At 48.8% G+C, this 13,285-nt stretch carries 14 protein-coding genes; 13 read left to right on the forward strand and 1 reads right to left on the reverse strand.

Annotated elements, in window-relative coordinates:
• Positions 1 to 44 precede the first annotated feature (44 nt).
• Positions 45 to 527 (reverse strand): YajQ family cyclic di-GMP-binding protein, encoded by a 483-nt coding sequence (locus COV52_07245; GenBank protein PIR10829.1) that lies wholly within the window; start codon positions 525 to 527, stop codon positions 45 to 47.
• Between the two features lie 270 nt (positions 528 to 797).
• On the opposite strand from COV52_07245, the gene COV52_07250 reads away from it, so the two are divergent.
• From COV52_07250 to COV52_07310, 13 genes are all read left to right on the forward strand, one after another.
• Complete coding sequence (locus COV52_07250; protein ID PIR10830.1) at positions 798 to 1,505, forward strand: glutathione S-transferase; 708 nt, start codon at positions 798 to 800, stop codon at positions 1,503 to 1,505.
• Between the two features lies 1 nt (position 1,506).
• Positions 1,507 to 3,006, forward strand: coding sequence for an apolipoprotein N-acyltransferase (gene lnt / locus COV52_07255; protein PIR10831.1), 1,500 nt, complete (start codon positions 1,507 to 1,509; stop codon positions 3,004 to 3,006).
• Between the two features lie 116 nt (positions 3,007 to 3,122).
• A complete protein-coding gene (locus tag COV52_07260) occupies positions 3,123 to 4,247 on the forward strand; it encodes a hypothetical protein (GenBank protein PIR10832.1) in 1,125 nt (374 codons plus the stop codon).
• A 79-nt stretch (positions 4,248 to 4,326) separates the two neighbouring features.
• Positions 4,327 to 6,819: a leucine--tRNA ligase gene (locus tag COV52_07265; protein PIR10833.1), complete on the forward strand. Its 2,493-nt coding sequence runs from the start codon at positions 4,327 to 4,329 to the stop codon at positions 6,817 to 6,819.
• Positions 6,820 to 7,335 carry a hypothetical protein gene (locus COV52_07270; protein PIR10834.1) on the forward strand — a complete coding sequence of 172 codons (516 nt, stop codon included), beginning with the start codon at positions 6,820 to 6,822 and terminating at the stop codon, positions 7,333 to 7,335.
• Entirely contained in the window at positions 7,332 to 8,330 is a 999-nt protein-coding gene (gene holA / locus COV52_07275) for a DNA polymerase III subunit delta (GenBank protein PIR10835.1), read from the forward strand. Before COV52_07270 ends, holA begins: the two co-directional genes overlap by 4 nt.
• Complete coding sequence (gene nadD / locus COV52_07280; GenBank protein PIR10836.1) at positions 8,327 to 8,923, forward strand: nicotinate (nicotinamide) nucleotide adenylyltransferase; 597 nt, start codon at positions 8,327 to 8,329, stop codon at positions 8,921 to 8,923. The genes holA and nadD overlap by 4 nt, the downstream gene beginning before the upstream one ends.
• A gap of 30 nt (positions 8,924 to 8,953) precedes the next feature.
• A complete protein-coding gene (rsfS, locus tag COV52_07285) occupies positions 8,954 to 9,304 on the forward strand; it encodes a ribosome silencing factor (GenBank protein PIR10837.1) in 351 nt (116 codons plus the stop codon).
• Entirely contained in the window at positions 9,285 to 9,746 is a 462-nt protein-coding gene (locus COV52_07290; GenBank protein ID PIR10838.1) for a 23S rRNA (pseudouridine(1915)-N(3))-methyltransferase RlmH, read from the forward strand. Before rsfS ends, COV52_07290 begins: the two co-directional genes overlap by 20 nt.
• 151 nt (positions 9,747 to 9,897) lie before the next feature.
• The gene (locus COV52_07295; protein PIR10839.1) at positions 9,898 to 10,380 is read left to right on the forward strand and encodes a pantetheine-phosphate adenylyltransferase; all 483 of its coding nucleotides are present in this window, start codon (positions 9,898 to 9,900) and stop codon (positions 10,378 to 10,380) included.
• A gap of 15 nt (positions 10,381 to 10,395) precedes the next feature.
• The gene (locus COV52_07300; GenBank protein PIR10840.1) at positions 10,396 to 10,926 is read left to right on the forward strand and encodes a hypothetical protein; all 531 of its coding nucleotides are present in this window, start codon (positions 10,396 to 10,398) and stop codon (positions 10,924 to 10,926) included.
• Between the two features lie 95 nt (positions 10,927 to 11,021).
• Positions 11,022 to 11,399: a hypothetical protein gene (locus COV52_07305; protein PIR10841.1), complete on the forward strand. Its 378-nt coding sequence runs from the start codon at positions 11,022 to 11,024 to the stop codon at positions 11,397 to 11,399.
• Positions 11,400 to 11,477: 78 nt separating this feature from the next.
• Positions 11,478 to 13,274 (forward strand): hypothetical protein, encoded by a 1,797-nt coding sequence (locus tag COV52_07310; GenBank protein ID PIR10842.1) that lies wholly within the window; start codon positions 11,478 to 11,480, stop codon positions 13,272 to 13,274.
• Positions 13,275 to 13,285: the final 11 nt, after the last annotated feature.

A 13,285-nucleotide genomic window follows, 5' to 3' on the forward strand; every position in this document is an offset into this window, starting at 1 on the left:
GTGCCGAATTTTGAGCAAAAAAAAGCAGCGAGGATAACCCGGGTTTAGTCTCGAAAGTTATCAAACTGCACGGGAAAATCAATTTTCGCCTCACGCAACATCGCGATCACATCTTGCAAATCATCACGTTTTTTACCGGTCACGCGGACTTGTTCACCTTGAATCTGCGCCTGCACTTTAAGCTTGCTGTCTTTAATCAATGTCGTGAGTTTTTTCGCCTGATCGCGATCGATACCCTGCTTCAAGGTCAACACTTGTTTGGCTTCACTTAAATTCGTGTGGATATCACCTGCCTCATAACAACGACCATCCAGCCCACGCTTAATCAGCTTACCCACCAAAATATCCAGCATTTGCTTGACCTGAAAATCACTGGGCGCCTTCAATGTGATTTCTTTATCCGTGTGCTCAAAACTCGCATTCGTGCCTTTAAAGTCAAACCGCTGACTCACTTCGCGATTCGCCTGATCCACAGCATTCGTTAATTCGTGATGATCGATTTCTGACACAATATCAAATGATGGCATAGTGCTCCCTCCTTACAATCTGCGCTCAGTGTAAACGAAATAGCGTGAACATCAAGGTGACGGGGGTCTATTGCCCCCGATCTTGAGCAAGCAGCTCATGAATCAGATTAAATAGCTGCGTATTCGGGTAAAAATACGGCTCATGCCAACCTTCAGCAAGCAGTGACTCAAGCTGATCATCGCTAATCTCTCCATAGAGAAACGCCTTTAAAGCCGCTTGCACTCACCTGCCGGCAGACATACACTGTTCGCCACACACAGGAGTCGCCCATGATTGAACTCATTCAATTTTACCCGGCCTGGAATATTCCCAATGCCAGTCCATTTTGCATGAAGCTTGAAACCTACCTCAAAATGGCGAGCATCCCGTATCAAAACGGCTACACCAATGACCCGCGCAAGATGCCTAACGGCAAACTGCCTGCCATCAAAGACAACGGCAAGCTGATTGTCGACAGTCGCCTGATCATCACTCACCTGGAAAACACTCATGGCCAGCCGCTAGATGGTCACTTAAGTGCCAGCGAAAAAGCCACGGCGCACGCTTTTGGCCGCATGATCGAAGAACATCTATATTGGGGCATGGTGTATAGCCGATGGATCATGCCTGAGAATTTCTCGCGACTTTGCCAAGATTGGTTTAGTGTACTGCCTTGGCCATTGCGTCTTTTCATCCCTAAAAAGCTGCAGAAAAATGTGCGCGCACAACTCAATGGCGCGGGCCTTGGTCGCCTCACCCACGAGCAAATCATCACCTTGTGCCAGCAAGACATCGACGCCCTGGCCGATTTTCTCGGCGACAAAACCTTTTTCATGGGTGAGCAGCCTTCCAGTATCGACGCTTGCGTACATGCAATCTTAGTGGGCCTGATGAACGTACCCATTGAATCTGAAATCAAAACCCATGCGCTATCAAAAACGAATTTAACGGCTTATTGCCAACGCATGAACCAACGTTACTGGGCAGACAAGGCTTAGCATGAAACGCCTGACGATCTCACACGTTTTATCTGCGCTGATCGCAGGCTGCCTTTTGCCTTTTGCCTTTTCACCACACGGTATCTGGCCGCTGGCCATCGTGTGCCCTGCGGTTTTATTACACGTCTGGCTTAAACAAAATGCCCGCCAAGCCTTCATCAGCGGCTGGCTATTTGGCTTAGGTTTTTTTGCCGTAGGCGTGTGGTGGGTCTTTATCAGTATACATGAGTTTGGCAACACCAATGCCGTGCTCGCCTTCCTGCTCACCGCACTGTTTGTGATCTTCTTAGGCTTTTGGTTTGGTGTGCAAGGCGTCCTATTTCACTGGCTGAACCGCAGCCGTTTAGCGCTTTGGTTTGTGCTGCTTTTTCCAGCAAGCTGGCTCTTTTTTGCCTGGCTGTTTGAATGGGTGCTCACAGGCTTTCCCTGGTTACAGCTGGGCACGAGTCAAGTCGCAAGCCCTTTGGCGGGTTATTTGCCGCTCTTTGGTGTTTTGGGTACCAGCGGTATTGTCGCGCTGTGCAGCGCCTTATTGGTGTCAATCATTGAATCACAGATCACATTAAAAACAAGAATTACTTCATTGTTTTTATTTATAATTATATTCGCTCTCGGCGGCCTGTGCCGCACCATCAGCTGGAGTGGCCAGCTGCCTGGCAAACCGATGAACTTCGCACTCGTGCAAGGCAATATCGCCCAAAGCCTGCGCTGGGACCCGAACCACGTCGATGCCATTTTGGCCAAATACCGCCGCATCAGTACCCCATACTTCAAGCACAATACGCTCGTGGTTTGGCCGGAAAATGCCCTGCCTATTCCGGCAAGCTATGCGGGTGGTTACTTATACCAGCTCCATACGCTGGCTAAAGATCACCAAACCACCCTCATGACGGGCATGCCGGTGGCTCACCAAGAAGACTATTACAATGGCCTACTCATGCTCGGCCAGCACACCGGCTATTACTTCAAACGCCACTTGGTGCCCTTTGGTGAATACTTACCCTACGATAACTATCTGCGCGGGCTCATCAATTTTTTCAACATCCCCATGTCGAATTTTGTGCCGGGGCCTGCCAACCCAGCACCGCTGACTGTGGGCAACCTCGTCATTGCACCGCTCATTTGCTATGAAATTGCCTACAGCTCACTGCTACGCACCGACTTACCAAGCGCCGATATCATACTGGTGATCAGCGACGATGCTTGGTTTGGTGATTCAGCCGCGGCCAGCCAACAAATCGAAATTTCACGCGCGCAAGCCATCGCCTCGGCAAGACCGCTGCTCGCGGCGAGCAATAACGGCATCACCGCGGTGATCAGCCCGAAAGGCGAGATCACTCAACGCGCACCGCGCTTTAAAACGGCCATTCTCACCGGCACATTAACCGGCTATCGCGGCGCCACGCCCTGGGTGGCTTGGGGCAATTCACCGGTGATGTTATTCATTGTGATCGTATTTATCGCGAGCCTTTTCACGCGACGCAAACGCAAAAACGCTTGACCCGAGCACGCCAAACCGTAAGATAGTTTGCGGGCACAGCCTAAAAAGCAACATGACCTTGCAACTTCAATCGCATGATGCACATCCAAAATAATAAAACAACGAGGTATATGAGCATGACAAAGCACCGTGGGACGGGCAAAAAACGCAGACAAATAGACGCAAATAAAGCTGAACAAAGGTACAAGGCCCTCACAGCGGATCAAGACCGTCTAGTGCAAGAAAAACGGCGAGAACAGCTCGGGCAAAGAGCCCTCGCGCTTCGAAGCCAAGCGCCTCCACCGGCCGCGACAGGTGTCCAAGCTAATACAGAAAGCCCTTTCGAGCTCCATAGAACCATCGAGCACCTTAAAAAGCGCCTCGACGATTCACGAGCCACACAAACTCGCGAGGCAGACGAGCACCTAGTGAGGTCTAACAGACAGCTGTCTGAAATCTCAGCGCTTAAAAGAGAGCTCACCGCTAAAAATCAACGCATCAGCACGCTTGAAGCTCAGTTAGCACAAGTAGAACGCAATTTAAACAGCGCGAACGAAAGCAATGCTCAGGCTGCGCAAGCTCAGACTGAGCAGGCCCAGAGCACCATAGAAAAACTAGAACAGGGATTAACTGAACTCCGAGCAGAAAACTCTCAAGCACTACACAAAATTAGACGCCTGGAGCAGGCATACAGCCTCAGCCAACACGAGCACAAGGAAGCCACAGCAGCCCTGCAACAAACACACGCAACTGAGCTCGCCATCACCGCCGCTCAAAACCAGGCGTGGATTCTCCAAGTCGTCACATTACAAAGTCAGCACACCTCTTTAAAAAGACGTTTTTCAGAGCAAAAAAAGCTTTTAAACAATGCGCACCCAACACATCATGAGCTGCATAAAACAAAGCCAAATAACTCTGCTTCACCTGCTGATCGACCACCACCGGCCAACTCAAACAGCGAAAACTATGACGGCCTCATTTTAACACTGATTCAGCAGGTCGATGAACTCACCAAGAGCAAGAAAAATGAACAGCAAAAAAATGAAGAACTTAAAAGGAGGCTAAGTACACTTGAAGCACGACTTGCGCTCTATGAAACCACACCACCCCCAGAGTTCTCGCCATTTACAGGCATGTGTTTTTTTAACGAGAGACGCGGCTCTCTTGCCTCAGATAGATCAGATACACCGGATGCACAAAACCACACAACAGGTTCCCCCATAGGCAGCAGACCTTCGCCAAGCTCAACCGGTTCAGACTGAGCGAGCCAGCGCCTGCCCCTTGTCGTTGCGGCTTGAAAAGAGTATCCTTGCGAGCTCTTAATTAACAAGCCGCAAAGTCATGATAGACGAACACTATAACCCCCAGGCCATAGAAGCCACCATCCAGACACTTTGGGAAGAAAAACAATCCTTTAAAGCCACCGAGGACTTTAGCAAAGAGAAGTTTTATTGCCTGGCCATGTTCCCTTATCCTAGCGGTTATTTGCACATGGGCCATGTGCGAAACTATGCCTTGGCGGATGTCATCGCACGCTTCCAACGTCTACAGGGCAAAAACGTACTTCAGCCCATGGGCTTTGATGCCTTTGGCTTACCGGCTGAAAACGCTGCCCTAAAACACGGCGTGTCGCCCGCAAAATGGACTCGTGACAACATCGACCATATGCGTGAGCAACTCAAAAGCTTGGGCCTGGCTTACGACTGGAGTCGCGAAATTAAAACCTGCGACCCAGAGTATTACCGCTGGGAGCAATGGCTGTTCTTAAAACTCTATGAAAAAGGCTTGGTGTATCGAAAAAATGCCGTGGTTAACTGGGACCCGGTGGACAACACGGTACTGGCCAATGAGCAAGTCATTGATGGCCGTGGCTGGCGCTCTGGCGCGCTCGTCGAACAGCGCGAAATACCTCAGTGGTTTATTAAGATTACCGCCTATGCCAATGAATTATTGGAAGATTTATCTGAACTTGAAGACTGGCCCGAGCAAGTGCGCACCATGCAGCGTAACTGGATTGGCCGCTCTGAAGGTGTGCGTGTCAGCTTCACCGTCGCCAGTCAAGACGCGCCCCTGAACGTCTTCACCACACGGGCCGACACTCTATTTGGCGTAAGCTACATCGCCCTTTGCCCAGAACATCCCTTGGCCAAACACGCAGCCCTCAGCCAACCTGCTGTCGCAGAACTCATTGAAGCCTGCAAACACACCAAAGTCTCCGAGGCTGACCTAGCCACCCAAGAGAAAAAAGGGGCGGACACAGGGTTAAAAGCCAAACACCCACTGACCGGGCAAGATATCCCGATCTGGGTCGCTAACTATGTGCTCGCCGACTACGGCAGCGGCGCGGTCATGGCCGTACCCGCACACGACGCACGAGACTTTGAATTTGCAAAACAATACAATCTAGAGATCGTACCCGTTATCTCAGCGCCCGAAGAACACGACTTCAGCCAAGCTGCTTACACCGGCCCAGGTCAACTGATTCACTCTGGCGAATTCGACGGCCTAGACAGCACAAAAGCTAAAGACGCTATTGCCAAGCAGCTAGAAAGCAGCCATGCCGGCATGCGCGAAACCAACTTTCGCCTGCGTGACTGGGGGGTGTCTCGCCAGCGCTATTGGGGCACGCCGATCCCGATCATTTATTGCGAAAGCTGCGGCGCCGTGCCTGTGCCGGAAAGCGAGCTTCCCGTCGTTCTACCCGAAGACCTTGAACTGCCCGAAAGCGGTTCAGCCTTAAAAGCGAGCCCCAGTTTCTATCAAACCGGCTGCCCGAAATGTAAAAAACCGGCCAAGCGCGAAACAGACACCTTCGACACCTTCATGGAATCGTCTTGGTATTTCGCACGCTTTGCCTGCCCCGATCAACACAAAGCCATGCTCGATGAGCGCGCCAAATACTGGATGCCGGTGGATCAATACATCGGTGGCGTTGAGCATGCTGTGCTTCACCTATTATATGCACGCTTTCTGTTCAAAGCACTGCGCGACGAAGGTTTTTTCCAAAGCAGCGAACCGTTTAAAGCCCTGCTTACACAAGGCATGGTGCTCAAAGACGGCACGAAAATGTCAAAATCGAAAGGCAACACGGTCGACCCGAAAGCCATCATAGAGCAATACGGTGCTGATACGGCACGCTTTTTTAGTTTGTTTGCCGCCCCACCTGAGCAATCACTGGAGTGGGCCGACAAAGGTGTGGAAGGCGCTTACCGCTTCCTTAAACGTGTCTGGCAATTTGCGTATCAGCACGAGGACACGATCAGCGAAGAAAACATTGCACAAAAAGCTGATTCCATCACCGACATTCATTGGGATGGCATCGATAGTAGTTTAAAAGATATCCGCCGTGAAGTGCACACCTGTTTAAAACAAGCCACATTTGATATGCAGCGCCTGCAAATCAACACCGTGGCTTCGGCTTGCATGAAAATGCTCAACACCCTGCAAACTTTGCCCGATATCGAGACCGATGACACACAAGCTAAAAACGCGATCCTTTGGGAAGGCGTGAGCATTTTGTTGCGTATTTTAAGCCCTATCTGTCCGCACATCTCACACTACTTGTTTAAACAATTAGGTTACGGCGTCATTTCAAAATCCAAATGGCCAAAAGCCAGCAACGCTGCGTTAAAGCAAGACAGCTTAAAATTAGCGGTGCAGGTTAACGGCAAAGTGCGGGACACCATCGAGGTGGCCGCCGACGCAGATAACGCAGCCATCGAGCGTTGCGCACTATCCTCTGACAACGTGCAAAAGTTTATCGATGGCAAAGCAGTTAAGAAAGTGATTGTCGTGCCCAAAAAACTGGTGAGCATTGTGGTGGGAGATGCCTAGATGAAAAGCATCAGGCAGTTTCTGATCGCAGGCGCGTGCCTATTGCTCGCAGCCTGCGGTTTTCACTTAGCCAATAGCACACAAGCGCCGCCTGTCTTTAAGACGTTAAAGCTTGAAAGCAATGACCCGAATGGCGACTTCAGCAAGCTTGTTCGAAGTAATTTAAAACTTCAGGGGGTGAACATCAACCCCAAAGCGCCGATTACTCTAAAGCTTGAGCTGCCAAGCGCGACATACTCACAAGCCACATCAGGCTCGTCGCAAATTTCGCGTGACTACACTGTCGTTCAAAACGCGAGCTTTACGTTTATCAACAGCAAAACGCACAAAACAATTGATTCACGTGAATTCAGTGTTTCGCAATCATTGACACTCTACGCAGGCCAAATCATCAATAACACTTCGCAGTTACAGTCGACCATCTCTGTATTAAGACGCAGTGTTCTAAACCAATTCTTTTTCTACCTTGAGTCTTCCGACCTTGTCAAGGCGGCAAAGGCTAGCCTGAAGCGATGAAGGTTTATCCCGAAAAACTGAGCGCCGCGCTGAAGGCACACGCCCCAAACGTGTTAACCATCAGCAGCGATGAGCCTTGCCTTCATGAAGAAGCACTAGACACCGCCCTACATTTCGCACGTGCACAAGGTTTTGATGAGCACGACAAGCTAAGCGTAGACAACAAATCTGACATCGCTGAGGCGAATGCATTACTGAACAATTTGAGCCTGTTTGGCACACAAAAAATCGTTGAGCTTCGCTTTAACGACAAGCCCAACAAAAGCTGGCAAGGCTTTTTAAGCGATTACACCAAGCAAGCCGAAGCCTCCATTTTCTTAATCGTGAGATTACCCAAACTCGAAAAAGCACAACAAAACGCGAAATGGTACCAAGCACTGGATAACGCGGGCCTTTCACTGACTCTTTGGCCACCCAAGCCCGAAGAGTTCAAAGCCTGGCTACGCACGCGCGCCAGAGCACTGAAGCTAGACTTATCCGACGACATGATCGGCATGATTGCTGAGCACACCGAAGGCAACCTGCTGGCGGCCAAACAAGCGCTACAAAAACTCAGCTTTGTCACGCCGCTCACGCCGGAGGCTGTTAAAGAGCAATTAAGCCATGATGCACGCTTTGATGTGTTTGCCTTGGTCGATGCAATATATGCCGGAGACATTACCCGCACGGGCAGCATATTGAACACCTTAAAGCTCGAAGGCCAAGACCCCATCTTGATACTCTGGGCAATCAATCGTGAAGTGCATTTACTGCTTGGCATTGTGCAAGCCAAACACGCCGGTCAATCCATCGATAGCTATTTCAGATCACAAAAAATTTGGCCCCAAAAACAAGCCTTGATGCGCCGTTTTTTTCAGCAGGCGAAAAAAGGCGTGCTCTATGACGCGATCAGCGATGCCCAGCAAATCGATGCCTGCATCAAAGGCGCGGCGCGCGGCGATGTGTGGCAAGGCTTACTTATACTGTGTTTAAAGCTACAAGGCGTGCAAGTATGATAGGCGTCTTAGGTGGCACATTCGATCCAATTCACCGCGCGCACCTAGCCATTGCACACAAAGCTTTGGAAGCTGCAAACCTCTCACGTGTCTTGTTTATCCCCTGCAAAACACCTGTGCACCGAGCCGAAGCGATGGCAAAAGCCGATGATCGCCTAGCCATGGTAAAACTCGCCATTCGTGACGAGCCCCTGTTTGAAGCTGACGACCGCGAAATCACACGAAGCACTCCCTCGTACATGGACGAAACCCTCAAAAGCCTACACAAGGACTACCCAAACGAAAAATTTGCTTTCATTATGGGTTATGATGTGTGGGAAAACTTCACACGCTGGCACCATTGGCAGGAAATCATTCAACAAAACACCCTGATTATCATTAAACGACCAGGGTACACACTGGCTCACCCAAAACTGATCGCGCAATACAAAGCCATCATTATTAATGACAATGAGAGCACGCTGTCAGCCACCGATATACGTCACGCCGAGCTATCCCGAGATGATGCGCGACTCAAACAAGCCCTGCCTCAAGCGGTGATCGACTACATCAAAAATCACGCGCTTTACAGGGACGCCAACAGCCAGGTATAATCGGCGCAAATTTTAAAGAATGACAACACGATGCTCACACCCGAAAAACTTTGCGATATCGCAACCCTAGCCCTAGAAGACGTTAAAGCCAAAGACATTAAAGTACTGAATGTCCAAGGACTCACCTCTATCGCCGATTACATGATCATATGCTCTGCGACCTCATCACGACAGCTGCAAGCGCTGGCCAACAACGTGGCCAAAGAGGCAAAAGCACAAGGCGCTCGACCCTTTAACCGCAATTTTACAGACCAGAATGAATGGGCGCTGGTTGACTTAGGTGATGTGATCGTTCATGTCATGCTGCCTGAAACCCGCGAATACTACGCACTGGAAAAACTCTGGGAAAATGTGAAAGGCGATGAAGATCACACTGATTAGCATCGGCAGTAAAATGCCTGCTTGGGTCCAAGCAGGTTTTGAAGAATACCAAAAGCGTTTACAGTCTGACTGGCCTTTAACCCTTATTGAAATCCCCCTCGCTAAACGCCAAAAAAACAGTGAAAACCTTGCCCTCATCAAAAAAGAAGGTGAGAAGATGCTTGCAGCCATTCCTAAAAATAGCTTTGTGATCACACTGGAAATTGGCGGAAAACGTTTAAGCACCGAGGCCCTAGCAAAGACCATTACCGATTCGCAAAGTGCACACTTATGTTTTTTGATTGGTGGGCCAGAAGGTTTGGCCCACGATGTGCTCAAACGCTCTGACGCGAAAATTTCGCTCTCAGATCTCACACTGCCCCACCCCCTGGTGCGTATCGTGCTGGCCGAGCAGCTTTATCGCGCCCTTACCATCACGCAAGGTCACCCCTACCATAAATAATTCATCACGCAGGCTCGCTACCCCAACACAGACTTCACTGCTACAATACTCGCACTGATGTAGCTAAAACCCGGGTTATCAATGCTTCGCATTTCAACCCAGGCTACGTAAGATAGTGGCTACTTCATGCGAATCAACACAAGGATTTACAATGAGCAAGATCGCAGTCTACCCCGGCAGCTTTGACCCCATCACGCTGGGCCACATCAATCTAATCGAACGAGCCTACCATTTGTTTGACGAAGTCATTGTGGCTGTAGCTCAAGGCACGCACAAAAACCCACTATTTTCTTTGGCTGAACGCGTCAACCTAGCCCACGAAGCGCTATCTCAACGCAAGGGTGTGCGAGTTGAACCCTTTGAAGGTTTATTAGTTGAATTTGCTGAATCGCACGGCGCCGATGTCATTTTGCGCGGCGTGCGAGGCACAGACGATTGGGAATATGAAAAGCAACTCGCCTTTATGAATAAGAAACTCTCACCGAAGCTTGAAACCTTATTTTTATTGCCGGACACGGCTTATCAACACATCGCCTCTAGCTTAGTGAAAGACATTGCACGCCATCAGGGCGACATTTCAAGCTTTGTACCCGTCTGTGTCAATAGCGCCATTCAAAGCAAACTTGCTCGTTAATAAGGAAACACCGAGATGGAACTCATGACCGTTCGCCGACTCATCAAACGTTTTTCTATCGTGCTCTGCGTACAAACCGGTGGCGCAGGCGTGATCAGCGTGTGGCTCGGTACCTTGCTTGCCACCGCTTTTGGCCTAAAAGAGGCTTTAATTGGCGGCATGTGGTGTGCGATTTCAGCAGCGATTGTGATCAACGCTGAAGAAAAAAGTGCCTTTGAAGCCGCATTGCTGCGCTTTGTGGCAAGCTTAGTCGCCTGTGTTTTATCGGGCGCCATTGTCTCAGGCCTAGGCTACGGTTACGCCAGCCTTTTGCTGGTGTTGGTATTAAATGTCGCGCTCATTTCACTGATCGGCTTTCGAGAGGGATTTCGACAATCCAGCATCGCTATTTTCGTGATCTACGCCACTGGCGCCATGCAACCGGACTTAAGCGTGTGGCTTAATGCGCTCGGCAGGCTTGCCGAGTCCGCTGTAGGTATCCTTGTGGGCTTATGTTTTGTCTTAATATTCATACCCCTTAGGCGCTGGTTAGCAAGCCTTAACTAACCCATCAAACCTCAATTGAGGCTAGACATTTTTAGCCTAGTTTGTTAGAGTGCGCACCGATAACAAATAATAATAATAATAACAATAATAAAATAATGTTCTTTACCCATGATACTTGTGCTATCAACGATCAGCTTATTGCCATCGAAACCTTGATAGAACAGCCCATTTTCACATCGCTTAAAACGCTAGAAGCACTTGCCCAAAAAGACAGTGCGTTTAAAGAAAAATTCAAGCTCGAAAAAGCGTATTTGCTCAGGCAAATGGCGGCACAAGCAAGGCTCAGAAGTCTTCCAGGGCATAGTGCGATCACAACAACCTTAAAAAGTGTTCACAAAGAAATGCTTGATGGCGACCAGCTGGCAGAGGCGCTCAGTGGACTAAAAACATACGACTCAGAAGAAGGCACCACCCCTTGGCAACAAAGCGACGAGGCGATAACGCTACAGCAAGAGTCGACGCACTCAATGTGAATTTAATACAAAAACTGTTCATCCCGACTAGCTTAAAAGAAACTGATTCAAATAAAAATACAACAAAGGATCATCGACATGACAAACCCCTCCACGAATGCTATTAACGCAGTAAAAAGCAATATTGAAAAGCTCCTAAACGAATTTCAGACTTTAAGCAAACAAATTGAGCTACAAGACGGCATAGAAGGTTATATAGCTCGGATAGAGGCTATCACCGAAGAATATAAAAGCTTCAAAACAGACATCCTAACTATACGACTTAGAGCAGGCTTACTAGACAAACACTCAACCAAACTCTCAGAAGATTACAGGCAACTTTCCGCTATCGAGAGTGCCGTCTTGGCAGTAAATTGCGAACTAAAACTCAAACTGTACAGCCTATCAATACAAATGATACTAGACAAACTTAACGATTTAAAAGACGAAGACAAAGCTGAGCTAGAAGCGTTACTGACTATCGTCAAGACGACAAGCACAAGTGATTTAATGAACGCTTACAAAAATAATGCAGGCATAGAAAAACTTAATGCGTTTACAGCGAGACTCAGGCGGGCTAAAGACAAGGCTGTCGATTATTTTTTGGCAAAAAACCATGAAATCACCATTAAAACAGCCAATCTTCGAAGGCGCTTTGAAAACCCAAATGAAAATATCAACGCCAGCTTAGCACTGCATAAAGAACTGACCGCCTTAGAACAAAATAGACTGGGCCTAAGGCTATGGAGAGACGATAACCGACACAGAGGAAGTAACTTAGTAAGACAAGCCTCAATCACAAGAGCATCGCTAATAGTCTTTACATTGAAAAATCAGGAGAGCATTATTAACTCCGTAAACAATACGCTTCAAAAAATTCTTCTTAGCCTTATTCACTCACACCTCAAAAACACGGCTAACAGAAAAAGCATTCCCGAATCACAGAGAGCTTGTATTTATAATGAGCTAAGTGAGTTATTCATCAGATTAAAATCAAAAGACACGCCTCCGGCGATACAACGCCATAAGAACACTACCGACATGTATAATGAAATCAACGACTGCCGTCGAATGCAAGAAATCATAATACAGGCATCCCTGCTTGAGCCAGACACTTTAGATATTTACAAAGACCTGCTTAACGACTTGCTAAAAGCCATGCAAGACATACTCACTGAGATTTACAAAAATACAGCTAGCGAAACCCTGGTTAATGCATTTAACCTCATCGCCTACTGGGCACGCGAACTATACACTTTATATTTTGAAATAAGGCATCAAGAAGCCCCCGCCACCTTAACAACAGCACCCAGCGATCGCCCTCAATCCCCGTGCTCTTTTGAAAGCAGTCTTGAAAACAGCAACGATGACGACGACATTGCCCAAGATACACAGCAGCAGCAAGCACAACAACCTCCACCGCCGCAAGTGGCGCGAGCAACAGTCACCACTCAACGCAGTATACTTGCAGAGCTTAGCGCTGTTGCAACACAACAAGCACGCCTAATTCAAGCCACGCAAGCATCTACCGTCGCAGTAGCAAATGCTAATACCGCAAACAACAGACCCATTCTCACCGCTTTATTTCCAAGGCAAGATAATTTAAGGCCTCCTACCGGAAGAAACTCAACTGAAATACCGCGTCATTACACCTTCCCAAAAGGTGAAGCCGCTAGGGTTGCAAGGGTTCTGTTCAGCCAGTCTCACGCTCAAGCCCAGCACATGCCGAGGATTGGCTGGGCAAGACCCGCCAGTGACTTAGAGGGAACGGAAGAAAATCCGACAAGGCGACAAAGACTGGATAACCCAGAAACAACACCAGAACAAGCAGTGCCAGAAACGCCACCAAGCGCTGCAGCACCCCAATCGCCTCAAACACCGAGGCGGGGTTTGTAATAAAAAACGAA

This window comes from Gammaproteobacteria bacterium CG11_big_fil_rev_8_21_14_0_20_46_22 (assembly GCA_002796245.1).
Taxonomy (GTDB): Bacteria; Pseudomonadota; Gammaproteobacteria; order UBA12402; family UBA12402; genus 1-14-0-20-46-22.